The 23,728-nt window shown below is 59.2% G+C and carries 22 protein-coding genes; 15 read left to right on the top strand and 7 right to left on the bottom strand.

Features of this window, described 5'->3' with window-relative positions:
- Positions 1 to 43: 43 nt before the first annotated feature.
- From AAE514_RS03805 to AAE514_RS03790, 4 genes are all read right to left on the bottom strand, one after another.
- Positions 44 to 922 carry an ion transporter gene (locus tag AAE514_RS03805; RefSeq protein WP_347330177.1) on the bottom strand — a complete coding sequence of 293 codons (879 nt, stop codon included), beginning with the start codon at positions 920 to 922 and terminating at the stop codon, positions 44 to 46.
- Positions 923 to 1,055: 133 nt separating this feature from the next.
- A complete protein-coding gene (locus AAE514_RS03800) occupies positions 1,056 to 2,066 on the bottom strand; it encodes a YheT family hydrolase (protein ID WP_347330176.1) in 1,011 nt (336 codons plus the stop codon).
- A gap of 19 nt (positions 2,067 to 2,085) precedes the next feature.
- Positions 2,086 to 2,958 carry a fatty acid desaturase family protein gene (locus tag AAE514_RS03795; RefSeq protein ID WP_347330175.1) on the bottom strand — a complete coding sequence of 291 codons (873 nt, stop codon included), beginning with the start codon at positions 2,956 to 2,958 and terminating at the stop codon, positions 2,086 to 2,088.
- A 295-nt stretch (positions 2,959 to 3,253) separates the two neighbouring features.
- The gene (locus AAE514_RS03790; RefSeq protein ID WP_347330174.1) at positions 3,254 to 4,525 is read right to left on the bottom strand and encodes an MFS transporter; all 1,272 of its coding nucleotides are present in this window, start codon (positions 4,523 to 4,525) and stop codon (positions 3,254 to 3,256) included.
- 209 nt (positions 4,526 to 4,734) lie between these two features.
- On the opposite strand from AAE514_RS03790, the gene AAE514_RS03785 reads away from it, so the two are divergent.
- The 8 genes from AAE514_RS03785 (at position 4,735) to AAE514_RS03750 (ending at position 12,904) form a co-directional block, all read left to right on the top strand.
- Positions 4,735 to 6,012: a coiled-coil domain-containing protein gene (locus AAE514_RS03785; protein ID WP_347330173.1), complete on the top strand. Its 1,278-nt coding sequence runs from the start codon at positions 4,735 to 4,737 to the stop codon at positions 6,010 to 6,012.
- Between the two features lie 5 nt (positions 6,013 to 6,017).
- Entirely contained in the window at positions 6,018 to 7,130 is a 1,113-nt protein-coding gene (locus AAE514_RS03780; protein WP_347330172.1) for an ABC transporter substrate-binding protein, read from the top strand.
- Positions 7,131 to 7,313: 183 nt separating this feature from the next.
- Positions 7,314 to 7,463, top strand: coding sequence for a fasciclin domain-containing protein (locus AAE514_RS03775; RefSeq protein ID WP_347330171.1), 150 nt, complete (start codon positions 7,314 to 7,316; stop codon positions 7,461 to 7,463).
- A 157-nt stretch (positions 7,464 to 7,620) separates the two neighbouring features.
- Positions 7,621 to 8,259, top strand: a complete 639-nt coding sequence (locus tag AAE514_RS03770; RefSeq protein WP_347330170.1) for an RpiB/LacA/LacB family sugar-phosphate isomerase — start codon at positions 7,621 to 7,623, stop codon at positions 8,257 to 8,259.
- Between the two features lie 159 nt (positions 8,260 to 8,418).
- Complete coding sequence (locus AAE514_RS03765) at positions 8,419 to 9,510, top strand: sulfotransferase (RefSeq protein ID WP_347330169.1); 1,092 nt, start codon at positions 8,419 to 8,421, stop codon at positions 9,508 to 9,510.
- Positions 9,507 to 10,694, top strand: coding sequence for a glycosyltransferase (locus AAE514_RS03760; RefSeq protein ID WP_347330168.1), 1,188 nt, complete (start codon positions 9,507 to 9,509; stop codon positions 10,692 to 10,694). The genes AAE514_RS03765 and AAE514_RS03760 overlap by 4 nt, the downstream gene beginning before the upstream one ends.
- Positions 10,695 to 10,696: 2 nt before the next feature.
- Entirely contained in the window at positions 10,697 to 11,416 is a 720-nt protein-coding gene (locus AAE514_RS03755; RefSeq protein WP_347330190.1) for a polysaccharide deacetylase family protein, read from the top strand.
- 75 nt (positions 11,417 to 11,491) lie between these two features.
- On the top strand, positions 11,492 to 12,904 hold the full coding sequence (locus tag AAE514_RS03750) for a substrate-binding domain-containing protein (RefSeq protein ID WP_347330167.1): 1,413 nt from the start codon (positions 11,492 to 11,494) through the stop codon (positions 12,902 to 12,904).
- A gap of 17 nt (positions 12,905 to 12,921) precedes the next feature.
- Here the strand turns inward: AAE514_RS03750 and AAE514_RS03745 are convergent, their stop codons facing one another.
- Positions 12,922 to 13,965: a GGDEF domain-containing protein gene (locus AAE514_RS03745; RefSeq protein WP_347330166.1), complete on the bottom strand. Its 1,044-nt coding sequence runs from the start codon at positions 13,963 to 13,965 to the stop codon at positions 12,922 to 12,924.
- Positions 13,966 to 14,138: 173 nt separating this feature from the next.
- Between AAE514_RS03745 and modB the strand changes: the two genes are divergently transcribed.
- The 3 genes from modB (at position 14,139) to AAE514_RS03730 (ending at position 16,844) form a co-directional block, all read left to right on the top strand.
- The gene (modB, locus tag AAE514_RS03740; protein WP_347330165.1) at positions 14,139 to 14,819 is read left to right on the top strand and encodes a molybdate ABC transporter permease subunit; all 681 of its coding nucleotides are present in this window, start codon (positions 14,139 to 14,141) and stop codon (positions 14,817 to 14,819) included.
- Complete coding sequence (modC, locus tag AAE514_RS03735) at positions 14,816 to 15,907, top strand: molybdenum ABC transporter ATP-binding protein (RefSeq protein WP_347330164.1); 1,092 nt, start codon at positions 14,816 to 14,818, stop codon at positions 15,905 to 15,907. Before modB ends, modC begins: the two co-directional genes overlap by 4 nt.
- 382 nt (positions 15,908 to 16,289) lie before the next feature.
- Complete coding sequence (locus AAE514_RS03730) at positions 16,290 to 16,844, top strand: peroxiredoxin (protein ID WP_347330163.1); 555 nt, start codon at positions 16,290 to 16,292, stop codon at positions 16,842 to 16,844.
- On the opposite strand, the gene AAE514_RS03725 is transcribed toward AAE514_RS03730, so the two are convergent.
- Positions 16,834 to 17,523, bottom strand: coding sequence for a hypothetical protein (locus tag AAE514_RS03725; RefSeq protein WP_347330162.1), 690 nt, complete (start codon positions 17,521 to 17,523; stop codon positions 16,834 to 16,836). The genes AAE514_RS03730 and AAE514_RS03725 overlap by 11 nt on opposite strands.
- A 185-nt stretch (positions 17,524 to 17,708) precedes the next feature.
- On the bottom strand, positions 17,709 to 19,049 hold the full coding sequence (locus tag AAE514_RS03720; protein WP_347330161.1) for an MATE family efflux transporter: 1,341 nt from the start codon (positions 19,047 to 19,049) through the stop codon (positions 17,709 to 17,711).
- Positions 19,050 to 19,481: 432 nt separating this feature from the next.
- Between AAE514_RS03720 and coxB the strand changes: the two genes are divergently transcribed.
- Genes coxB through AAE514_RS03700 form a run of 4 tightly spaced genes read left to right on the top strand, consistent with a single transcriptional unit; the run spans position 19,482 to position 23,726 of the window.
- Positions 19,482 to 20,624 (top strand): cytochrome c oxidase subunit II, encoded by a 1,143-nt coding sequence (gene coxB / locus AAE514_RS03715; RefSeq protein ID WP_347330160.1) that lies wholly within the window; start codon positions 19,482 to 19,484, stop codon positions 20,622 to 20,624.
- Between the two features lie 11 nt (positions 20,625 to 20,635).
- Positions 20,636 to 22,186 (top strand): cytochrome c oxidase subunit I, encoded by a 1,551-nt coding sequence (gene ctaD, locus AAE514_RS03710; protein ID WP_347330159.1) that lies wholly within the window; start codon positions 20,636 to 20,638, stop codon positions 22,184 to 22,186.
- Positions 22,187 to 22,207: 21 nt separating this feature from the next.
- Positions 22,208 to 22,783: a cytochrome c oxidase assembly protein gene (locus tag AAE514_RS03705; protein ID WP_347330158.1), complete on the top strand. Its 576-nt coding sequence runs from the start codon at positions 22,208 to 22,210 to the stop codon at positions 22,781 to 22,783.
- Positions 22,784 to 22,805: 22 nt separating this feature from the next.
- A complete protein-coding gene (locus AAE514_RS03700) occupies positions 22,806 to 23,726 on the top strand; it encodes a cytochrome c oxidase subunit 3 (RefSeq protein WP_347330157.1) in 921 nt (306 codons plus the stop codon).
- The last annotated feature ends 2 nt before the right edge of the window (positions 23,727 to 23,728 follow it).

Genomic DNA, 23,728 nt, shown 5'->3' with positions numbered 1-23,728 from the left:
GCTTAGTATCGTTCAAGCGTTAGCCGTTGGGTGTGTTGCGGTATTAAGACGACCTCGGCTTGGCCTCGGTTTCTCCCTTAGGTGGACTGGTCTCTTCATTCAACCAGGTGCCACAGTATTTGCAGTACTTGGCATCGCGCTCATGTTGGCTTTTCCCGCACCCGGGGCAAGACTCGTCGGAGTACCGCTCTTCGCGCAGAGAGCGAATAACTTCGGCAGAGAACACGCCGGCGGGAAGGGCAATAATGGAGTAGCCGGAGAGCATAATCATGATCGAGATAAACTGCCCCAGAGGTGTTACCGGGGATATGTCGCCATAGCCGACGGTCGTTAAGGTAACAATGCCCCAGTAAATGGACTTGGGGATGCTGGTGAAGCCCGCCTCATAGGGCTCGATTAAGTAGAGCAAAGAGGAGAAAATCGTTACCAGCATTAAGATTGTGAACAAGAAAAGCAAAATCTGCCCACGGCTGCGCTTCAGCGCATCCAACAATAGGCGCCCCTGGCCGACCAGCGCCATCATTTCCAAGACTCTGAACAGGCGTAGGGTACGCAGCAGGCGAATTACCACCAACGTTTGGGCGCCGGGGGTAATCAGCATCAGCCAAGTCGGCAGTACCGCCAAGACGTCGATAACGCCATAAAAGCTTTTCAGGTAGAGCCATGGCTTTTTCAAGCAGTAAATGCGCAGCCCAAGCTCCAGGGTAAACAGCAGCGTAATCACCCACTCGGTGTAATAAAACAGGGTACCAAAGCGTTCGTGGTACTCCTGAACGCTGTCGAGCAGCACCACGCCCACGCTCAGGAAAATCAATACCGCCAACAGGATGTCAAAGCCTTTGGCGAGGGGGGTGTCGGATTCAAAAATAATCTGGAACAGGCGGGTTCTAAGGCCCAGGCCGCCCGGCTTTAGTGATGGCATGAGGGTGCTTCCTCCGGCTTTTGAATCAGGACCCTGAGGTATTGAAACTAGAAACCTATAGAATCACTTGCCGGAAAGCAACCGTGATGGGCGTTCGCCGTAAAACGCCCCGGGGGACGGCTTACCGGCGCCGCTAGCGAGTCTCCGATTCTACTTGCCGCTTACGGCGGCTTGGTTCGTTCAGCGACTCGATAAACTCAAAGAAGCGCCGCTCATACCAATGGCCCTCTTCGCCCTTGGGTCTAATAAACCCCGTGTGCCCGCCGTGGCGAGCGACTTCCAGGTGAATTCGGCTCGATGTCTCGGCCAGTTGGTAGGGCAGGTGGCGGGCTTCGATGAAAGGGTCATCGAGCGCGCATAGGATATAGGTGGGGACCGGCGTGTTCTCCAGGTGCGGCAGGGCCGCCGCGTGGCGGCGGTAGTCGACAGAGCTTTTGTAACCGTGCAGGGGCGCAAACAAGTGATGTTCAATCTCATCCACCGTTCGGGCCCGCAGGACCTTTTCGGAGTCCACCTCCGGCCCAAAGTCGATAAAGGCCCGTTTCTTTTCGAACTTCCCCAGCAAGGACTTCACAAACTGGCGCTGGTAGAGGGCGTGGTGAAAAGTGGCCCGCATGGAGGCATGGAAGGAATCCAGCTCCAGCGGTGGAGATACCAAAAAGGCTCCCTTTACCACTGGGTGACAGGCGGCGCCCTCTCGTCCCAGATAATTGGCAGTGATCGACCCGCCCAGGCTGAACCCCACCAAGTAAATCGCATCGTAGTCGGGCGCGTAAGTATCGATCAAATGTTTAAGGTCCCGATAATCGCAACCGTTGTAAAACCACTTGGTGCGATTGATTTGCTTTCCGCAGGAGCGCATGCTCCAGGTCATGGCGTCATAGCCGGCTTTTGACACCTTGTTCGCAAACCTCAGTAGCGCGGCCTCTTTGCCGTGGCTTTCCAGCCCGTGGGTGATGATCACGAGCGCCTTCTTTTCTGCCTCATAGACAAACAGCTCGAGAAAGTCCTCATCTGGTGTATTTAACGTCACCTCCCTGGGCCGAACGGCGGGGCGCTCGGGCCGCAACCGGGGGTGCAGGGTTTGCACGTGTCCGTTTTTGAACCACCAGGGACATTGATATTCGGACTGGATAAGTGGCATGGCAAACAGCCTTCTTTCTTTACGAGTGTTGGTCGGTCGCGTTGGTTGAAAAATGAGACCGGCGCGGGGTTCTGAGTCTATGAAGCGCCTGCTCCGCCCGGTCAAACCAATAATAAATCGGCACGGTCTGGGTATAACAGTGCTCGGGAATGTAAGGCTCCAGCTGCTTGTGGAGCGCTGGCAGCTTGGACCAGTGCAGGCCGCTCTTGTGGTGGTGCGCCGTGTGGTAGCCGATGTTGCCGGCCAGAATATTGAGCCACTTGGAGTCCACAACGTTGCGGCTGGCGGCCATGGGGTTATCCAGTGACATCTCCAGGTGGTGATAATAGGTGGCGCGCATGGTGACAACGAGGGAGGCCAACATCGGCAACCAGAAAACAAACAGGGCGGGCAATGGCCGATAAATTGTTAATGCGACAAGGAGCGCCAGGCTAACGGCGAGTTCTGCACAATAGCGGCGAAGCAGCCGTGGCTTGCGCATTCCCTGGCGAATCGCGCGCGGGTAGGTGAGCAACAGCCCCTCGGCAATGTAACGCCAAACGCTGATGGTGTGCCCCTTGACCTGCCAGCGGGAAGTATCCTTATCCTGCTCAAGGTAGTCCCGGTGATGGCCGTTGACGTGATGTAGCACCCAGGTGGTCGCCAGCATCCCCGTTTGAAAGCCGTAGGGAATCTCCAACAACCGGTTCAACCAGCGGTTTTTAAACGTGCGGCAATGGTGATGGTGATGATTCCAAACGCAGACGTTGGTTTTGGGGAAGATACCAAGCACAAACCACAGAGCGAGGCTCGGGACGCTATCTACGACCGCATATACCCATACATCCAGAAGAAAATAAAGTGTGATAATGGCGACAGGCCAGCGATCTTCTTTGAAACGGAATACTTTCACGCACCCACCTCCTTACCAGAGCGGAGGTGGATTTTTGCGCTTGTAAAACTAACGGTGTTTTTAACGACAAAATACGGAGGGGACATTCATCACTCCCTGATACCAGTGTCTTCAAAACTATTGCCTGTGAAAGACCGTCTTTATAAAGACGTCTACGGCTCCATCCAGCTTGAGTAGCAACTCAAAATGTCTCAGCGACGAGCGGATGCTAGAACAGTTTCCCGGGCAATGCAACCGCCCCTCGCGCCTGAGAATGAGCTAGGCGTCAGCCGAAGGGCGGCCATAATTCGGCGCGTTATGATCCGGCTTTGGAATGTAATGAGTCCTCCGGCTCGAACTCCGGGTTGCGCGGGTCCAGCTCCGCCAGCCCCAGGGTCGCTTCCGGGATGGTGCTGACAAACGCTTCTTGCTCTTGCGCGGAGGCGGGAACGTGTTCGGGCCTTCCGCCCCAGATGAGGTAGGCAACCAGTGCACCCAGTACCAACGTCCCGGTTAGAAACAGTCCGCGAGGACCCAACAATTCCATAATTAAGGCGGTGGCGACCGGGCCGATGCAGCTGCCAATACCGTAGCTGAGCAGTAAGGTGGTACTGGCAGCGGTGATTTGGCGACTGTCCATTAAGTCGTTGGTAATGGCGACGGCAATCGGGTAGAGCGCCGCGCCAATGCCCATGTAAAGGCCGGTGAAAAGAATCAGCACCAGCGGACTAAAGGGCCCGAGAAAAGCCGCGCCCAGGCTGGCGACCCCAGCCACAAGCGCCGCGTTTCGCATGACGGAATAGCGGTCAAACCGGTCGCACAGTCGGCCCATGGGCCACGCAAGAACCATGGCCGCCACAATAGCGGAAGCCATAAAGTTAGACACTTGCCCAACGGTTAACCCCAGGCGGTCGGCCAGCACCGGGCCCAAGTTGTAAAATCCGCTAATAACGGTTCCCGCCACCAGGGCACCGGCCAAACCTACCGGGGATAGGCCAAACAGCCGCTTTAAGGACATACGTTCGCTGGCCTCAATGGTGGGGGAGCGGCGGCGGGTGAGGGAGAGTGGAATCAACGCCGCGATAACCAGAATGGCGGCGAGCGTGAAAGGCACAAAAGTCGCCGGGTCCGCCACGCGAATCAGTACTTGGCCGCCCGCCGTGGAGAGGAAAAACACTACTTGATAGACCGCGAAAAGGCTGGCGCGGTTTTCATTGGTCGCCCGACTACTGAACCAGCTTTCCACCACGATCATCAACCCCGCCACGGCGAAGCCGGCGAGCGCCCGCAGCAGGGCCCAAAGGACGGTGCTGACCGCGAGTGCGTGCAGAAGAATTACCACCGCCAGCAGCGCCGCGAAGACCGCGAAGGCGCGAATATGGCCCACACGCTCAATGGCTTTCACCGCGTGAAGGGAACCGGCGACAAAACCAAACGAATAGAACACCAGAATCCAGCCAATCACTGCGGGGGTAAAGGCCTCAATGCTCAAGCGCAAGCCCAGAAGCGTGGTCAGGAAGGCATTGCCGCTGACCAGTAGAATAATACTGACGATAAGCGACGACAGACTGAGGGCGGTTCTCGACATGATCACTCCCGCTTAAAGCTCAAATCCCGGAAACCATAGCAACACTGACGCTACGACTCAACGTTGGAGGATATGGTAGTCTGTTTTTATTGCTACTGCGTATTTGACGCCCGAAATATCAAAAAATACTGTGAAGGGAGGCTCACGATGGCATGTTGGCCCCTTGCCTGAGCATGACCGGAAACCGAGAACAAAGATCTGGAGGCACAATGAACGGTTTGAGTGAGCGCTGCTCAGGGCGCTCAACATTTGGTTTCGTCCGCGCCGTGCTTATTTTCGGCCTGTTAACGCCGCTGCTTTGCTCGGCGGAAAACGGCGAAGCCTTACGCGAGGAGGTGGAGCGTCTACAGCAACGGGTGGAAGCACTGGAAGAGGAAGCGGTAAAGGCCGAACGGGCCGCAGACCTGGGGCTTTCCGCTAGTGAATCAACCGTGGCTGAGGCGGACGAACCCGGCGGTGTGCATGTGGGCGGCGCGGTGCGTTTTAATCTGGTGCATCGTGACTTTGTGCAAGCCTCGGAAGATAAGTACGGGGAAAGCGGGCTGGATGTGTTTCGCTTGAATGTGGATGGCGAAGTGGAGGGCATTCTGGTTTCGGCGGAGTACCGCTTTTATTCCTACATGCACACGCTGCACCACGGCTGGATTGGTTATGAATTTGAGGATAACAGCCAGTTTCAGTTCGGTATTCACCGGGTGCCATTTGGCCTCTTGCCCTATCCCGCCCACAATGCCTGGTTCGGTGTGCCCTATTACGTGGGGTTGGGCGATGACTACGACATGGGCGTAAAGTATGAGCGCACCGACGGAGCCTGGAACACTCAACTGGCGTTCTACAAGAACGAAGAGTTGAACGATGCCACCGATCCCGAGCGCTACTCTTTTGATCTGATTCGAAGCGGTGAGCAGCAGAACGAAGAAGTCAATCAACTGAACGCTCGGCTGGCCTACACCGTTGGCCAGGGCACCGCCTGTGAAACGGAACTGGGCGCCTCCGCGCAGTTGGGTGAAGTCTACAACACGGCCACCGGTGGACGCGGCGAGCAATGGGCGGGGGCCGCGCATTTGGATAGCCGCTGCGGGCGTTGGAACCTCCAGCTCAAAGGCGTGAGTTACCAGTACGACCCGGCAAACCCCCAAGGGCAGGGGCAGGCTCCGATGCAAGTGGGGGCGTTTGGCGGCACCTATGACATAGCGGGCGAGGCGGATATTCTGGTGGCGAACCTCGCCTACAGCGTGCCCTCGCCCTGGAAGAGCGTGGATTCCATTACCTGCTATAACGACTACTCCCGCCTGTACAAAGCCTCCCGCGCACTGGACTCGCGAATCAACACCTTGGGCTGCGCCATCGGTAGTGGTCCCCTGTTCACCTATGTGGACTATATACTGGCCAACAACATGCCATACTTCGGTAACGGCTCTCTCGCCGGTAACGGCGAGAGTGAATGGCACAGTCGCTTTAACATTAATATCGGCTTTTACTGGTGAGTGTTATGTGGCAACGAGTACTTCTTTCTGCCGTATTGGTTTTGGCTAACAGCACTGTGTTGGGCGAGCAGGACTTAGAACAAGTAAAGGGTGCTGACCGGGAACTGACGGTGGTTTCCTGGGATGGAGCCTACGTCAAAAGCCAAATGCTCGGTTTTATTCGCCCCTATGAAGATAAAACCGGCGTGCGCGTCAACGTATTGCAGTACAGTGGCGGGGTCGACGAGATTCGCCGCCAGGTTCGCGCCTGGAATGTGCACTGGGACCTGGTGGACCTGGAGCTGTTTGACGCGATTCGCGCCTGCGAAGATGGGCTTTTGGTGCGTTTGGATCACGAATCCCTGCCGGCCGCGCCCGATGGCACACCCGCCGTGAAGGACTTTATTAACAACAGCCTCATGCCCTGCGGTGTTGGTAACGTGGTGGGTTCCACCGTCTTTAGCTATAGCCGGGAGCGTTGGGAAAAGGGGCCCGAGCGTTTGGAAGATTTTTTTGATCTGAAACGCTTTCCCGGCCCGCGCGGGCTTCGGCGTACGCCTCAGGGCAACCTGGAGTGGGCATTAATTGCCGATGGGGTTTCGCCGGAAAAAGTCTACCAAGTGTTGTCTACCGAGGCGGGGCTCGACCGGGCCTTTGACGTGCTGAATCGAATCAAACCCCATATCGTTTGGTGGCAGACCGGTGAAGAGGCCATTCGCCTTTTGGAAACCGAGCAAGTAGCCATGTCATCTGTCTACAGTGGGCGGGTGGATGATGCGGTTGAAAGGGGAACACCGCTAGAAATTGTATGGGATCACCAAGTCTGGTTTTACGATGTGTGGGGAATTCCCAAACACGGGCGCAATATTGAACTGGCAAAAGACTTTCTTCGTTTTGCCTCCTCCACCGAAAGCCTGGCGGCTCAGGCGACGTACATCCCTTACGGGCCGGTCCGTCAATCCTCCATGGCGATGCTTGATCCCGAGCGCCGCAAGCGGCTGCCGACCTCGAAAGCACACCTGAAAACCGCGGTCGAACTCAACGCGAGCTGGTGGTCGGATAACCTGGAGCGCATCGCACCGCGTTTCGAGCGCTGGATAGAGCGACCGGTCATGGTGCCGAAAACATTGCCACGTTAACGTAATAGTGAATAAAAGCCCCGTGCCAATTACGTGGTTCAACGACTAATACTAACCGGAAGCTCACACCACGAATGCGCGACTAAGAACGTTCGGTATACTGGGTTTAGCGGCGGGCCTTGCGGCAGTGACAATGACAACAGACCTCCCCCTACGCCCCCGTCAGAACCCGAAGTTAACTCGTTGGTGGAAGTCGCCGCCGACAACGGTAATCTCACCACGCTGGAAGCGACCGGTCTCGACGAAACGCTAGACGATCCAGACGGTACCTTCACCGTCTTTGCGCCCACCAATGGCGTCATTCATGTGATTGATGTGGTCATCACTCCCTAGTGCTGGGTGAGATGCCCGCCGCTAAGCGGGCATCGTGACGTGCTTGGCCCCGATTCTCCCCCGAGAGTCGGGGTCTTTTTATTTAGGGAGGCACAGCCTATAATATCGTACAAATAACAAGAATATTATTATTAACGATTTTGGGAGAACGAGTGAAATGAAAATTGCATTGATGAATGAGTTCAGCCAAGCCGGTAAAAACCCGGTCGTGCTGGAGCAGCTCAACGCCGTGGCGCAGGAACAGGGGCATCAGGTGTTTAACGTGGGCATGAACGGCGACAACGACCACCGCCTGACCTATATTCACCTGGGCATTATGGCCGGCCTGTTGTTGAACTCCAAGGCCGTGGATTTTGTGATCAGCGGTTGTGGCACCGGTCAGGGGGCGCTGCTGTCTCTGAATGCCCACCCGGGGGTGGTCTGCGGTTATTGCATCGACCCCTCCGACGCTTACCTGTTTGCCCAGATCAACAATGGCAATGCGCTGGCGCTGCCGTTCGCGAAGGGCTTCGGCTGGGGTGCGGAACTCAACTGCCGGTACATTTTTGAGAAGGCCTTTGCCGGAGAAAAGGGCCAGGGGTACCCCCCCGAGCGCAAGGCCAGTCAAGTGGAAAACGCCGGCATTCTGGATGGTGTGAAAGAAGCCATGTGTAAAGACTATCTGGAAGGGCTCAAAGCGTTGGATCAGTCTTTGGTGAAAACCGCTGTCTCCGGCGAGCGCTTCCAGGCGGCTTTCTTTGAGTACGGTAAGGACAAGGCGCTCGAAGAGTACGTTGGCAGCATCCTGGACAGCTGATAGGGGTCAAACTCTGGTGTTGAACCACGAAACCTCGCCTCGGCGGGTTTTTTTTGTGGCCGAAAACGCCATGCAGCCTCGGGACGGCATTGTTTTCGGTGGCCCGCTGTCATTGGTTTGTCACAGAAGTGCGGTTGCATAGACCCCATGCGACTATTCATGGCTTGGTTGACTTTGGGCGTGCAGCTGGCGCGCACGCTCCCCGACGCCGGTTGGCGCCACGCATTGTGGCGCCTACCCCTTTTTACCCTGGCATGGTTGGTGCTGGGCCTGCTGGCAGTCAGTCACGGCCTGGGCTTTGTGCTCGATGACTGGCTCTTTCGCGGCTATCGGAAGGTGCTCGTGCGAGCGCCAGTGTTCATTGTCGGCGTGCCCCGCAGCGGGACCACCTATCTCCAGCGGCGCCTGGCGGAAGACCCGGCCTTTACCAGCCTGACGCTATGGGAATGTTTGCTGGCGCCCTCCATTTCCGAACGTTACTTTTGGTCGTTTGTCGGTCGCCTATTTAGCCCACTGAAGCGGTTTGTCCCGCGCTGGCGCTGGGCGGCCATGGACCGGGTTCACACCCTCGGATGGCAGGAGCCGGAAGAGGACTTTCTGCTGCTGCTGTGGCGCGGCGCCTGCTTTCTGCCGGCGCTGGTCTGCCCCAGGGCGGAAGGCTACTGGCGCCTGGCCTTCTTTGATCAGGCCGTGGCCAAAGATGAGCGCCGGGCATTGACGGCCTACTATTACGCCTGTTTGCAGCGCCACCTGTACTTTCACGGGCGCCACAAGCGGCTGTTGAGCAAGAACCCGTCCTTTACGCCCTGGGTCGACAGCCTGCGCGAGCGTTTCCCCGGGGCCCGTTTTATCGCTTGCGCGCGCCGGCCCGAGGAGGCGATAGCCTCGCAGTTGAGTGCACTGCGGCCGGTACTAGCGTTGCTAGGGCGCCGCGCGGCGGACCGCGAGTTGAGTGAACGTATGCTGACCATTCTTCACGGCTACTATGGCCGTTTGCGCCGGTGGCGCCGAGACTCGGATGTACTGTCTCTGCCCCTGCCTCAGTTGGCCCGAATGCAGGAAACGGATTGGCAGCGGCTTTACGCCTTCATGGAACAGCCTTTGCCGCCAGCCGGCGCCTTGACCCTCTACCCCCGTAGGCCGGATGCTCGTCCCGGTCACCGCTACTCGCTTGAGGAGTACGGGCTCAGTCGGGCTCGGGTCAGACACTTTTTTGCCGATGTGTGGCCGGACGCGGAGGCCTGGGTATGATGAACCCGCCGACGGTGCCGTTGTCCTCCAGTGGTCCGCGGGGGATGCGCGTGGCGGTGATTTCCGATGCCGCCCCGGGGCGCAACGGCGTGGGCGCTTACTATCAGGATCTGCTTGAGCAACTGGCGCCCCTAATGTCTGAGGTCCAATTGTTTTCGCCTCGAGTGGAAAACGGCCGCTGGCGCACGGGGTTGGCCTTGCCCCTGCCCGGTGATCGAACCCAGAAGCTCTGTATTCCCAACCCCTGGGCACTCAAGCGGGCGCTTTGCCAACTCCAGCCGCAAGTGGTGGTTGTGGCTACCCCCGGACCTTACGGTCTATTGGGGGTGCGGTTGGCCCGGCGGGCGGGTATTCCGGTGCTAGCCGGGTTTCATACCTCGTTTGAACAACTGACTCAACTCTATTGGAAGGGGTCCTGGCGGGGTAGGCTGGTGCACTCGCTATTCGAGCGCTCCCACCGTTACCTGTTCGCCGGGGCCCGGTCGGTACTGGGCAACTCGCGGGAAATGCTTGAACTGGCCGAACGCATGGGCGCCCCCGCCACCGGCCTGATCGGCACGCCCATATCCGCTGAGTTCGCCCTAACGGCCCGCCGGCCCCACGGCGGGCATCTGGAGCGGATATTGTTCGCCGGCCGGTTGGCGGCGGAGAAAAACCTTGAGGCCGTTGTGGAAGCGGCCCGCATTCACCCCTCGGTGCAGTTCAGCATCGCCGGGGACGGGCCTTTGCGGGCCCGGGTAAAGAGCGCGGCCGCCACCCTTCCAAACCTCCGGTGGCTTGGCTGGCTGGACCGGGCCGCCCTCAGGGCAGAGGTGGACCACCACGACTTGCTGTTGCTGCCTTCGCACTTCGAATCCTTCGGTACTATCGCCCTGGAAGCCATGGCCCGGGAGCGGTTGGTGTTGGTGTCCTCCGGTTGCGGTATCCTACAGTGGCCCAGCCTTCGGCCGGGGCTCAGCGTCATTCCCCCCGAAGAAAGCGCGGCCATGGCGTTGCAACGGCTGTTGGCGGAGACGCCCGAACAGCGGCGCGCCCTGGCCCGCAGGGCGGCGGGTCTAGCGCTCACGCTCAATGAACGCTGTCTGACCCACTGGTGTGAGCTGTTGCGTCATACCGTCAGCTCTCGTTCGCCCTTGCCCTCGGGCCCACAGAGTGGGCTGGAGTCGGCTCTGGAGCAGGCGTGACCATGCGGGTACTGCTCTCCATTCACGACGTCATGCCGGAGACTCTGGAGCGGGTGGGGCGACTGCTGGCGTTGATGCCCGAGCCGCTCTCTCGCGGGGTTGTGTTGCTGGTGGTGCCGGGGCGTGACTGGCAGCCGAAGGACTTGGCGCAGCTGGCGCGCTGGCAGTCCCAGGGCCTGGAGCTGGCCGGCCACGGCTGGACTCACCGGGCCGAGCGTATTCGGGGGTGGTATCATCGCTGCCACTCCCGTTGGGTCTCCCGTCACGCCGCCGAACACCTCGGCCAACCCCGCGCTGTTCTGCGTGAACTGCTGGAGCGGAACTACCGTTGGTTTGTCCACCAGGGGCTTCGCCCGCCCTCGCTCTACGTCCCCCCGGCTTGGGCGTTGGGCGAGCTGACGAGCGAGGATCTGGCCGCTTCTCCGTTTTCCTATATCGAAACCGCACGCGGTCTGTGGCACCTGCCCAGTGGGCGGCGGCGCGCCTTGCCCCTGGTTGGGTTTGAAGCTGATACGCCGGTGCGGGCGGCGCTGCTCCAGGCCTGGAACCGCGCGAACGGCCTCTGGGCCGGCCCCAACCGCCCGTTGCGGCTCTCGGTACACCCTTACGATGACGAACTGCTGTTGTCTAAGCCACTGCGCCATTGGCTTGCCCGGGTTTCCGAGCCGGTAAACTACCGGGCGGTACTTGCACCGGCCTACGCCCCATTCACAGAGTCGTAACATTCCACGCCTAAGCTGCGCGCCTGCACTGGCTAGCCGGTCTCTCGATCGGCTGGTATCAATAAGGAGTGAGCTATGGGTTTGCGTTGTTTGACGCTTGTCGTGTCAGCCTGGCTGTCGTTATCCACCGCCTCGGCAGCGGTTTCTCCCTTTGCCTCGGGGCAATCGGGCCATCTTTTCACCCTGCACGGGTCCAATACGATTGGTGCAAAGTTGGCGCCGGAGTTGGCGCGTGACTATCTTATCGACAAGGGCGCTAGGGACGTCAGTATTCGGGCGCGTCAGCGGGACAACGAATATAGAGTTGAAGGGCGACTCGCCGCTGGCGCTGTCCATATCGACGTGGCGGCCCACGGCTCTGGCACGGGAATGAGCGGGCTGGCCTCGGGCGAGGCGCAGGTGGCCATGGCGTCCCGTCCGATTAAGGAATCTGAGCAGTCCCTCCTGGCCGATTACGGTCCCATGGGCACGTTTGAGGCCGAGCACGTCGTCGCCATCGACGGTTTGGCCGTAATCGTGCACCCGTCCAATCCGGTGGAGTCGCTCACCGTGGCGCAAGTCGCCAAGCTATTTGCGGGCGAGGTGCGTAACTGGTCGGAGCTGGGCGGGCCGGATCTGGCCGTCAGCCTCTACGCCCGGGACGACAAGTCCGGCACTTGGGACAGCTTCAAGAGCATGGTGCTCGACGGTCGCCATGTCCTGAGCGAATCGGCCCGTCGGTTTGAGTCCAACGACCGGCTATCCGATTCGGTGGCGGTGGATCCCGGTGCCATTGGTTTCGTCGGCTTGGCCTCCGTACGCCGGGCCAAGGCGTTGAGCATCTCCCAGCACGGCACCCAACCACTGCGCCCCGAACCTCTCTATGTCGCCACTGAGGACTATGCTCTATCCCGGCGCCTGTTCATGTATACCCTGCCGGGGCGCACGCCCCCGCTGGTGCGGGAGTTCATCACATTCGTGCACAGTGGGGCCGGGCAGGAGCGGGTGGCCAAGGTGGGGTTTGTCTCCCAGAACCCCGTGAGTCTGAAACCTGAGTTGGCCCCCGAGGTGCCGGCCTCCTACAAAACGCTGGTCAGGCACGCCGAACGCTTATCGATCAACTTTCGTTTTGAGGCTGGCAGCGCCCGCCTGGACAACAAAGCTCAATGGGATCTCCAGCGGCTGAGCCGGTTCCTGGCCTTGCCTCAGAATCGCGGCCGGCAATTACAGCTCATCGGTTTTGGCGACGCCGAGCAGACTGAGCATCGGGCCTTGGTGTTGTCTCGCATGCGCGCGCTACGCGTCAAGGCTGCCTTGCGGGAGCGGGGCATTCACGCCGCCTCGGTGGTGGGTTTCGGCAGTGATCTTCCCGTGGCGGCCAATAAAGAGGGGGCTCGGCTGAAAAACCAGCGGGTAGAGGTTTGGGTCTTTGACGCCAATGCTTCCCGCCGGGTCAGTGACGGTAAGGATAAATGGGAGAGCCCGCGCGCCGCGCAGCTCATTAGGTGACGTTCTAGGTGACTTTACTAGGTGACTTTGTTTCGACCCGACTGCTTGGAGCGGTAGAGAAGTTCATCCGCCTGTTCCACGGACGCCCCCAGGGCGTCGGCCGTATTGCAGACCGTGGCTCCGAAGCTGGCGGTGATCACGTGCTCCCGGCCCTGGATGGAAAGCGGTTGACGGGCGAGCTGTTCACGCACTTTTTCCGCCACCATGCGGGTGTCTTTCAGGTCGGTTTTGGGGAGTAATAGGAGAAACTCCTCACCCCCGGTCCGGCAGGCAAAGTCCTGTCGGCGCAGCGCCGTGCGGAAGTGCTCCGCCACTTGTTTGAGAACCAAATCTCCCGTGTGGTGGCCGAACTGGTCATTCAGCCGTTTGAAATGATCGATATCGCACATCACTACGCCCATCGGTAAAAACTCTTCGGGCCTGTGTGCCAGATCCCGCCCCAAGTGAGCGTCGATGAAGCGGCGATTGGGCAGCAGCGTTAGCGGATCGGTGTTGGCCTGCTTCTCCCGGGTGGCTTGCAGTACATCCATTTTCTGGTGACTGCGTGCCCGGAAGTAATCATTGATCCAAGACACAATCACCACCAGCACCGCCGAGACGAAAAACCGGCTGGTTTCCTCGGGGCGGTAGTCTGCCCGCGTTAAATCCGGGGTAAACAATAAAACGGCAAGCACCAGCAGAATGACAATATTGCCGAACAGCGCCCTGCGCACGCCCAGCAGGCCGAACAGAACGGCGGGGAAGGGGAATACCCAATAAAGCGCGGTATTGGCGTAGCCCCCATGGTACACCAGGGCAAGCACGAACATAGCCACCAGCACCGCCTCTACCAGGCAGGCACGCTCAATGTTCCGGGACCACCGGTAGTAGCCCACCGTGAGTAAAAACGCGAGAGCTGTGCTGAGCAAAAGAACGGCCAGGGCGGTGCTCCCCGCCGCCCAGTGGCGCACCCCATAGAACAAAATCGCGGCGCCTGCGATGTAACTGACAAACGACATGATGTATCGACGCCGGTCATTGTCGATCTTGTGAGCCTGGTTGTGGCTGTCAGCGATAGTCATGGCGCCAATCCGAGCGTTGGGAGCAGCGCTGTGCTCCCGTGAGTGGAAGATCCTTTTATGCCTGTTCCTTAAGCCTAGTTCAGGTCAGTTTTTGTGCCACCGGTACGATGCTCCCAGTTCTTTTGGCGCTCGTGCTACAGTACCGCCATTATCTGGCGAGATTAGCTGAATTCATGATTCAAACGGCTGACTGGGTCGCGCTCGGAATTACCCTCAAACTGGCAGCCCTAACAACACTGATTTTGTTGGCGGTGGGCACCCCCCTGGCGTGGTGGCTGGCGCGCAGCCGCTGGCGGTACCGGTTTCTGGTGGAGGCGATGGTCGCGCTGCCTCTGGTGCTGCCACCGACGGTGCTCGGGTTTTACCTCTTGCTGGCACTGGGGCCTCGCGGGCCCTTGGGGGCGACCTCCCAATGGCTTTGGGGCGAGCCGCTCGCCTTTAGTTTTACCGGGCTGGTCATCGGCTCGGTGGTGTACTCCCTTCCCTTCGTGGTGCAACCATTGACCGGCGCGTTTAACAGCCTCGGGTCACGCCCGCTGGAGGCGGCAGCCACCCTGCGTGCCGGCACCTGGGATCGGTTTGTCTCGGTGGTATTGCCTCTGGCGCGCCCGGGGTTTCTGACCGCGGCGGTCCTGGGGTTCGCCCACACGCTGGGGGAGTTCGGTGTGGTGCTGATGATTGGCGGCAACATTCCCGGCGAGACCCAAGTGCTCTCGATTGCCATCTACGACCATGTAGAGAGTCTGGATTACCCGCGAGCCCACTGGCTCTCGGGGGGATTGCTGGTATTGTCCTTTGTGCTATTACTAGCGGTCTATGGCCTTAACCGTCGGGTAACGTTGGTAAAATCATGACCGCTGCGTTTCATGCCAACAGCGGGGCGCTGACCCTGCAATTCGATAGCCGACGGGGGGATTTCCACCTGTCGGTGGATCTCGAGCTGCCGGGGCAGGGGGTAACCGGGGTGGTGGGGCCCTCCGGTTGCGGCAAAACCTCGCTACTGCGCGCGGTGGCCGGGTTGGACCGGATCGAAGGAGGACGATTGGCGTTGGGAGAGGACGTGTGGCAATCGCCCACCCATTTCCGCCCGACCCACAAGCGCCGTCTGGGCTATGTATTTCAGGAAGCGAGCCTGTTCGAGCACCTGTCGGTGCGCGCCAATCTTGAATACGGTTGGCGCCGAACGCCCGCGCGTGAGCGCCGCCTTTCCCCCGATACCCTGACCCAATGGCTCAACCTGGGGCCGCTGTTTTCCCGCCCGGTTTCGGCCCTCTCGGGCGGCGAGCGCCAGCGGGTGGCCATCGGCCGAGCCCTGGCCACCAGTCCCGATCTGTTGCTGATGGATGAGCCCTTGGCCGCTCTCGACCCGGCCAGTAAGCAGTCCATTCTTCCCTATCTGGAAACGCTGCACGATAGCCTGTCGATCCCGGTACTGTACGTGAGCCACGCGCCAGAAGAGGTGGCCCGGTTGGCGGACCATCTTGTGGTGATGGCCTCGGGGCGGGTACTTGCCTCCGGGCCGCTGGCGCAGATTTTAACCCGCCCGGACCTGCCTCTGGCCCAGGCCGACGATGCCGCTGCGGTATTGACCGGCACTGTGGAGGGACACGACGACCACTACGCCCTGACCCGCGTGGCGCTGGCCGGCGGTGCGTTGACCCTTACCCGTCAGCCCCGTGAGCCCGGGCAGCCCGTGCGCCTGCGGGTGGCGGCCCGGGATGTGAGCTTGACCCTCAGCCCCTCGGGCGATACCAGCATTCTTAACTGCTTACCGGTGAAGGTGACCGGACTAACCCCCCATGATGCCTCGCGCGTCACCGTTGAGCTGCGCTGCGGCGAGCAGCCTCTGTTGGCAAGAGTGACCCGAAAGTCGGTGGAAGAGCTGCGGCTGGCCCCCGGGGTGGATTGCTACGCCCAGATAAAAACGGCCGCCTTGCTGTAAGAGCTCGGCACTCGTGCCCGATCGCACCAATAGCGTGCATTGTGGTCCGAAGGGGCCGGGGTTGGCCCCCGGCGATGGGTCCCTCCTTGGTTTGGTCGCCGTTCGGTGGCACGGCGCTGGAATGACAAGCTACACTCAAAAAGCTGGGAGGGGCTGGGACCGTTTCAGCTGACACGGCGCTTGCGCCTGGCGTAGTCCTTGCAATGCTCCTAGGCGGGGCCGTGCCGAAAGAGAAACTCCCAGAGCGGTCGGTAGGCGCGCATACCACCCAGTTACAAGACACCCACCACAATGACGAGGATCGGAATGTCAGCTCGTTCCGATTCACAATCCGGCGTCCCGCATGCGGCGGGGCTCCGGGATCGAAAGGACAACCGCAATTATGGCTAAAAATCTGTATATGTTGCCGGAGGACTTGCCGGCGCCCCAGGCCGACGGGGCTTGCGATCACCTTCAGGGCTTGGCGTTGCCCGAGCGGCCGCTTCCCAGCACTTCCGGCGAACCGGTGGACCTGAGCGCTATCAACGGTACCGCCGTGGTTTTTTTCTACCCGATGACCGGCAAACCCGACCAGCCACCGATGCGCGGCTGGAATAAAATTCCCGGGGCGCGGGGCTGCACCACCCAATGCTGCGCTTTCCGCGACCGCTACCCCGAGTTCCAACGCCTGGGGGTGGAAATCTACGGGGTCAGCGCTCAGCCGCTGGAAGACCAGAAGGAAGCGGTCGAGCGATTACACTTGCCCTTTCCGCTACTAAATGACTCCGGCTTGGTTTTGGCGACGGAGCTGGAACTGCCCACGTTCGATTACGACGGTGCTCGTTACATTAAGCGGGTGACGCTGTTGGTTGAAGGCGGGGTGGTTCGTCAGGTGTACTATCCGATTTTCCCGCCGCATTTGAACCCAACGGATATCCTATCGCAGCTTAGGAGCTGAAGCGCAGGTCGATGGCCAAGTCGGCGGCCAGGCAGGGCCAGCGGCGCAACTCCTCCGACCACCCCCGGTCGCGGTGTTGCGCCACATAGCGCTGGAAGTTCTTACTGTTAAAAGAATACTCGTTGAGCAACAACTCCGCCGAAAACAGCACGGCCTGGTCGAGTTCGTTGGCGAAGGGCTCGCCGATCAGTTCGTGGGCGATGACATTGGCCCGGGTCAGGTCCATTGGCGCGAGAGGTATTCCGCAGTAGGCGATAAATCGGTCATTAACTTCCTCCAACAGCCGGTGGGCGAGGTAGCTTTCATCGAGCATGGCGACCAGTTGACTGTGGCTGCTGACCAGCTCCGGCGGCGATAGAAAGTAATCACAGGCGATGTTCAGTAGGGGTTCAACCCGGTCATCAATACCCGCTTCCCGGGTGATGTCGTCAATGGCTTGGATGAAATCCGGTACATGCTCAATGTAGCGCACCACAAAATCCCGCAGAGCGGCGGCGGCCTGCTCCCGAGGCAGTTTGATAGCGCTGTGCAGATGCCGGGCGCGCTGCTCCAGTATGCGATTGAGCTGTCCTGTCTCTAGATCCCGTTTTTTCGCTTTTTGAATCAGCGCTTCGATGCGATCGAGCGGTCTGAGACACATGGTGCTGGGATGGCCCTCCCCGGGCTGGGTGTGGTTCATAGAGATTTCTTGTCATGGGTGTCAACCGGTTACAGGTCGGCCGCACTGTGGTTTGGGCGGCGACTCATGGTCCATGCGGTAATGTTGCAGGTAATACCACATTTAAACTTACTTCAAAAGTAACCAATTACAAGGCGTTTTTAAGAGTGATTTATTCTAACCGCGAAGAAAAAGCGCATTTTACATTACTTGAATGCCAGCCAACCCCCCTTGCGGGTTAGGTGGTAGTAGGCGCCACCCAGCAGTGCCCCCCGGGCACCGTTGAAGACCACAAACGCCAGCCAAAGGCCCTGATTTCCCAATGGCTGCAGCCACCACCACAAGGGCGCGAACACCGCCCCGGTAGCGATTAGCACCGTATACTGCATGGCCGCGGTCTGACCACTACCGAGGAATATACCGTCCAGTTGGTAACCCCAAACGCCGACGAGGGGGATGAGGCAAACCCAGACGTAATGAGCCCGCACGATGTCGAGCACTTCTGGTTGGCTGGTAAAAACCGTGGGCCACCAGGGCGCGCCCAAGACGAATACAGCGCTAATGAGCACGCTGCATCCCAACGCCCAAAGGGTACTGCGGCGAGTCGCCAAGTGAAAGTCGCCGATCCGGCCGGCGCCAATGGCTCGACCGGTCAGCGCCTCCGCCGCATGGGCAAAGCCGTCCAGAGCATAGGAGGTCAGAAGGAGAAACTGCAGCAGAATGGCGTTGGCGGCAAGAATGTGATTGCCCATGCGGGCGCCCTGGGCGGCAAAGAAAACAAACACCGACAGCAGGCATAGGGTGCGCACAAACAGGTGGCGATTGACCCGCATCAGCCGCCCGTAGGCTCGCCAGCGGGTCACTTCGCCCAGCAAGGAAGGTTGTCCCCGCCCTAGGTTCAGCCGGTGCAGGGTGCGGGCCACTAGCCAGAGCCCGAGCGTCAGGCCGCCATATTCCGCCAACACGCTAGCCCAGGCGGCGCCCTCGCTGTTGAGCCCGAAGCCGAGAATCAGCAGTGCGTCCAGCACAATATTCAGGCCGTTGGTGGTAAAGAGAATCGCCAGGGGGCGGCGGGTGTCCTGGCGGCCGATAAACCAGCCGACCAGAGCGAAATTCATTAGGCTGGCGGGCGCTCCCCAAAGACGGATTCGGGCGTATTCCAGCGCCAGGCCCTGGACCTCGGGGCTGGGGCCCATCCACGCCAGGGCCGGCGCCAACAACCAGGGCCCGATTACCATCAGCGCCAGCGCCAGAGCCAGGGCGAGCGAGAGGCTCTGCACCAGCACCTGGTGAAGTCCCGCTCGATCATTCGCGCCCTCGGCGCGGGCGGCGACGCTGGTGGTGCCCATGCGCAGAAACCCGAACGACCAGAACAGCAGGCTGAGCAGGCTCCCGCCCACCGTCACGGCACCCAAATACACTGGACTGGGCAAGTGCCCGAGAATGGCGGTATCCACTGCTCCCAACAGGGGGATCGACAGGTTGCTGAGCATCATAGGCCAGGCAAGCTGCCAGATATCTCTGTGGGCGGGCGCGCGGCGATTCATGGCGTCGGCAGTCCAATTTGGTGGAGGCGTTCGGGGGCGTCAGAGGCCACAATTGGGCGGCAGTGTACCCCCTTCCCCCAGGAGAATAAACGGGCCCTAACACCATAAAACCATTGACTTTTTTGCCTCGCTATGGCCTCCTTGTCGCCGGTGGTTGCGACATTTCGCCGCAGTGCCCTGGCCGTACCCCGCCATTCCGAACCCGTTGGTTTCCAGCCGACAATGACAGACGACCCTGTTGCCGACCGTCCGTGGGATGGGAAGCTGCTACGTCTTGTGGGTGGCGAGTGGGGGCAGCCGGAGGCTGGGCACCAAAAAAGTCAGTACCAAAAACGCGGTATCGATATTACCCAGTACCGCGCACTAACGAGTATCGAACATTAAGTAGTACTGAACTATAAACATAAGCTAGCTACACGGAGAAATTGGGCGATGTTTAAACGAGCGCATAGGCTGTTCGCCTGGCTGCTTGCCCCTGCCGTGCTGATGACCAGTTATCAGACCCTGGCAGAGAAGGCGGAGTCACTGAAGTTTAATATGACCGAAGGGGTGACGCCGGTCAGTCGCGAAATCCAGGGCCTCCATATGGAGATGTTCTGGTGGTGCGTGGCGATTGGCGTGGTGGTGTTCAGCATCATGTTCTACAGCATGATCATGCACCGCAAATCCCGTGGTGTGAAACCCGCCAACTTTCACGAGAGCACCGGTCTGGAAATTCTCTGGACGGCGATCCCGCTGGTGATTTTGGTCGTTATGGCCATTCCCGCCACCAGCAGCCTGATCACACTCTACGATTCTGAAGAAGCCGACATGAGTGTACTGATCACCGGCTACCAGTGGCGCTGGAAGTACGATTACGTGGACAGCGATGTCAGCTTCTTCAGCAACCTCAGTACCCCGCGCGATGAAATCGACGGGTACGCTCCCAAAAACCCCAATTACCTGTTGGAAGTGGACGAGCCCCTGGTGGTTCCGGTGGGCCAGAAAATCCGCTTCCTGGTGACCGCGGCGGACGTCATCCACTCCTGGTGGGTGCCGGATCTGGGCGTCAAGCGCGACGCGATCCCCGGCTTTATTAATGACTCCTGGGCGGTGATTGAAGAACCCGGCATCTATCGCGGCCAGTGTGCCGAGCTGTGCGGCAAGGACCACGGCTTTATGCCCATTGTGGTTGAAGCCAAGCCCGAAGCGGAATACAACGCCTGGCTGGAAGAAAAGCGGGCGCAGGCGCAAGAGTTGGCCAAGCTGACCGAGAAGACCTTCAGTTTCGATGAGCTCTACGAGCGCGGCGAGAAAGTCTACGGCCAGTGGTGTGCCGCCTGTCACCAAGCCAACGGCGAAGGTGTGGCGGGAACCTTTCCCAGTCTGAAAGAGGGCATTGCCGTCGGTCCGATCGACGAGCACATCGACGTTGTCGTCAATGGTGTGCCCGGAACGGCGATGCAGGCGTTTGGCGAGCAGCTCAGTGAAGTTGATATTGCCGCCGTTGTGACCTACGAGCGCAACGCCTGGGGCAACAACATGGGCGACGAAGCCCAGCCCATTGATATTTATAACCACAAACAGGGCAACTAGGAGGTATCGCAATGGCTCACGGCCCCGCTAAAGGTATTACTCGCTGGTTGTATACCACCAACCACAAAGACATTGGCAGCATGTACCTCTGGTTCAGCTTCGCCATGTTCTTCCTGGGTGGCATTTTCGCCCTGGTCATTCGCGCCGAGCTGTTCCAGCCCGGCCTGCAGATAGTGGAACCCAACTTTTTTAACCAGATGACCACCATGCACGGCTTGATTATGGTGTTCGGTGCGGTTATGCCGGCCTTCGTCGGCTTGGCCAACTGGATGATCCCGATGATGGTGGGCGCGCCCGATATGGCCCTGCCACGCATGAACAACTGGAGCTTCTGGATCCTGCCGTTCGCCTTCATGATGCTGGTCTCTACCTTGTTCATGGAAGGCGGCGCTCCGAACTTCGGCTGGACTTTCTACGCGCCGCTGTCCACCACTTACGCGCCGCCCTCGGTCACGTTCTTCATCTTCGCCGTGCATATCATGGGTGCCAGCTCGATCATGGGGGCGATCAACATCATCGCCACCATCCTGAACATGCGCGCGCCGGGCATGACCCTGATGAAAATGCCCCTGTTCGTCTGGACCTGGTTGATTACCGCCTACTTGTTGATCGCGGTTATGCCAGTGCTGGCGGGTGTGGTCACCATGATGCTCATGGATATCCACTTCGGCACCAGTTTCTTTGACGCCGCCGGTGGTGGTGACCCGGTACTGTTCCAGCACGTGTTCTGGTTCTTCGGGCACCCCGAGGTGTACATCATGATTCTGCCGGCCTTCGGTATTGTCAGTGCGATTATTCCCACCTTCGCGCGCAAGCCGCTGTTCGGTTACTCCTCCATGGTGTACGCCACCGCCTCCATTGCGTTTCTGAGCTTTATCGTCTGGGCGCACCACATGTTTACCGTGGGCATGCCCATCGCCGGTGAGCTGTTCTTCATGTACGCCACCATGCTGATCGCGGTGCCCACCGGCGTGAAGGTATTCAATTGGGTCGCAACCATGTTCCGCGGCGCCATGACCTTCGAAACGCCCATGTTGTTCGCGGTGGCCTTTGTCATACTGTTTACCATCGGCGGTTTCTCCGGCCTGATGCTGGCTATTGCCCCGGCGGACTTCCAGTACCACGACACCTATTTTGTGGTGGCGCACTTCCATTATGTGTTGGTGCCCGGCGCCATCTTCTCCATCACCGCGGCGGTCTATTACTGGCTGCCCAAGTGGTGTGGCCACATGTACAACGAAACCATGGGCAAGGCACATTTCTGGCTGGCCTTTATCGGCTTGAACCTGACCTTCTTCCCCATGCACTTCGCCGGGCTGGCGGGTATGCCGCGGCGGATTCCGGATTACCATATGATGTTCGCCGACTGGAACATGCTCTCTTCCATGGGCGCCTTCCTCTTTGGCGGCGCGCAGGTGCTATTCCTGTATATCGTGGTGTCCACCATTTTGAAAGGTAAGAAAGCGACGGCGGAAGTGTGGGAGAACCCGGAAGGGTTGGAGTGGACGGTACCGTCACCGGCGCCCTACCACACCTTCAGCACCCCGCCGGAAGTGAAGTAGGTCAGTTGCGAGGTTGTCGCGATGAATCGGCTACTGCCTGAAAACCCCGTCGCCGCACTCAGCATCAAGCTGGGTGTGTGGGCGGTGGGCATGTTTGTCTTCGCGCTGTGGATCATGCCGCCGATGTACGATGCGTTTTGCGAAATCACCGGGCTCAACGGCAAAACTGGGGATCGTTACGAGGTCACCAGCGCGGAGGTCGATACCAGCCGAACCATTAAAGTTCAGTTCGTGGCAACCAACAACCAGGGCATGCCGTGGGAATTCGCCCCCGAGGTTCGGACGGTGGAAGTACACCCCGGAGAGCAGACGCGGGTGAACTTCGAAGCGTTTAACCCCACCGAGCAAAAGATGGTCGGTCAGGCGATTCCGAGTTTGGTGCCCTACAAGGCGAGTAGTTATTTTCATAAAACCGAGTGCTTCTGCTTCGATCAGCAACACTTGGAGGCGGGGGAAGGCGCGGAACTTCCGATGTTTTTTATCGTGGATCGCGATCTGCCCCAACAAATCCATACCATCACCCTGTCCTACACTCTGTTTGATGTTACGGACCGGTTCGAGGATGGTGAAGACAACGTGGCGAGCGTGACACAATAACAACGAGTGCGGAGTAAACACTATGGCGACAAGTGAAGGAACTTATTACGTACCAGAGCAGAGCAAGCTACCGCTCTGGGCCAGCTTCGGGCTGTTTCTAACGGTCTTCGGCGCGGCCAACTGGATGAATGGCAACAGCTCGGGCCCCTACCTGTTTTTGGCCGGTGGGCTGGTGTTTGCCGTGGTCCTGTGGAACTGGTTCGGTGCCGTCATCAATGAAAACATGGCGGGCCTGAACAGCGCTCAGCTGAAGCGTTCCTACGTGTGGGGCATGAGCTGGTTTATTTTCAGCGAGGTGATGTTCTTTGCGGCTTTTTTCGGCGCCCTTTACTATATCCGGCATATTGCGTTGCCCGAGCTCGGCGGCGCCACCGACGATACCGCCACCAACGAGTTTCTTTGGAAGGGTTTCGATGCCAGCTGGCCATTGATGAATACCCCGGCCGAGGCCGTTGACGGCAATGCGGCGACGGTAAAAGGGCCGGACCAAAGCATGAGCTATTCCCAAGTCAGCTCAATTTGGACTTGGCTGCCCTTCTGGAACACGGTGATCCTGCTTCTTTCCAGTGTCACTGTCCACTTTGCCCACAGCGCGATCAAAAACAACGCCCGGCGCGCGTTCAACTCCTGGCTGGGGGCTACCATTGTACTGGCCATTATCTTCCTGTTTCTGCAGGTGGAAGAGTATGTTCACGCCTACCAGGAAATGGGGCTGACCTTGCAGTCCGGTGTTTACGGTACGACGTTCTTTATGCTTACCGGCTTCCACGGTATGCACGTATTTCTGGGTACTTTCATGCTCACGGTCATGTGGTTGCGCTCGGTACTGAAAGGGCATTTCAAGCCGGACGACAACTTCGGGTTTGAAGCCGCCAGTTGGTACTGGCACTTTGTGGATGTTGTGTGGGTCGGCCTGTTCTTCTCCGTTTATATTTTCGGGTGACG

It is taken from the genome of Marinimicrobium locisalis (genome assembly GCF_039822625.1).
Lineage (GTDB): Bacteria > Pseudomonadota > Gammaproteobacteria > Pseudomonadales > Cellvibrionaceae > Marinimicrobium > Marinimicrobium locisalis.
This window is presented reverse-complemented; position numbering and strand designations above follow the sequence as displayed.

Excerpts from the sequence above, each read along its gene's own strand:
- AAE514_RS03805 (WP_347330177.1), bottom strand. The coding sequence starts at position 922 with ATGCCATCACTAAAGCCGGGCGGCCTGGGCCTTAGAACCCGCCTGTTC.
- AAE514_RS03800 (WP_347330176.1), bottom strand. The coding sequence starts at position 2,066 with ATGCCACTTATCCAGTCCGAATATCAATGTCCCTGGTGGTTCAAAAAC.
- AAE514_RS03790 (WP_347330174.1), bottom strand. The coding sequence starts at position 4,525 with ATGTCGAGAACCGCCCTCAGTCTGTCGTCGCTTATCGTCAGTATTATT.
- AAE514_RS03785 (WP_347330173.1), top strand. The coding sequence starts at position 4,735 with ATGAACGGTTTGAGTGAGCGCTGCTCAGGGCGCTCAACATTTGGTTTC.
- AAE514_RS03780 (WP_347330172.1), top strand. The coding sequence starts at position 6,018 with ATGTGGCAACGAGTACTTCTTTCTGCCGTATTGGTTTTGGCTAACAGC.
- AAE514_RS03770 (WP_347330170.1), top strand. The coding sequence starts at position 7,621 with ATGAAAATTGCATTGATGAATGAGTTCAGCCAAGCCGGTAAAAACCCG.
- AAE514_RS03765 (WP_347330169.1), top strand. The coding sequence starts at position 8,419 with ATGGCTTGGTTGACTTTGGGCGTGCAGCTGGCGCGCACGCTCCCCGAC.
- AAE514_RS03760 (WP_347330168.1), top strand. The coding sequence starts at position 9,507 with ATGATGAACCCGCCGACGGTGCCGTTGTCCTCCAGTGGTCCGCGGGGG.
- AAE514_RS03755 (WP_347330190.1), top strand. The coding sequence starts at position 10,697 with ATGCGGGTACTGCTCTCCATTCACGACGTCATGCCGGAGACTCTGGAG.
- AAE514_RS03750 (WP_347330167.1), top strand. The coding sequence starts at position 11,492 with ATGGGTTTGCGTTGTTTGACGCTTGTCGTGTCAGCCTGGCTGTCGTTA.
- AAE514_RS03745 (WP_347330166.1), bottom strand. The coding sequence starts at position 13,965 with ATGACTATCGCTGACAGCCACAACCAGGCTCACAAGATCGACAATGAC.
- modB (WP_347330165.1), top strand. The coding sequence starts at position 14,139 with ATGATTCAAACGGCTGACTGGGTCGCGCTCGGAATTACCCTCAAACTG.
- modC (WP_347330164.1), top strand. The coding sequence starts at position 14,816 with ATGACCGCTGCGTTTCATGCCAACAGCGGGGCGCTGACCCTGCAATTC.
- AAE514_RS03730 (WP_347330163.1), top strand. The coding sequence starts at position 16,290 with ATGGCTAAAAATCTGTATATGTTGCCGGAGGACTTGCCGGCGCCCCAG.
- AAE514_RS03725 (WP_347330162.1), bottom strand. The coding sequence starts at position 17,523 with ATGAACCACACCCAGCCCGGGGAGGGCCATCCCAGCACCATGTGTCTC.
- AAE514_RS03720 (WP_347330161.1), bottom strand. The coding sequence starts at position 19,049 with ATGAATCGCCGCGCGCCCGCCCACAGAGATATCTGGCAGCTTGCCTGG.
- coxB (WP_347330160.1), top strand. The coding sequence starts at position 19,482 with ATGTTTAAACGAGCGCATAGGCTGTTCGCCTGGCTGCTTGCCCCTGCC.
- ctaD (WP_347330159.1), top strand. The coding sequence starts at position 20,636 with ATGGCTCACGGCCCCGCTAAAGGTATTACTCGCTGGTTGTATACCACC.
- AAE514_RS03705 (WP_347330158.1), top strand. The coding sequence starts at position 22,208 with ATGAATCGGCTACTGCCTGAAAACCCCGTCGCCGCACTCAGCATCAAG.
- AAE514_RS03700 (WP_347330157.1), top strand. The coding sequence starts at position 22,806 with ATGGCGACAAGTGAAGGAACTTATTACGTACCAGAGCAGAGCAAGCTA.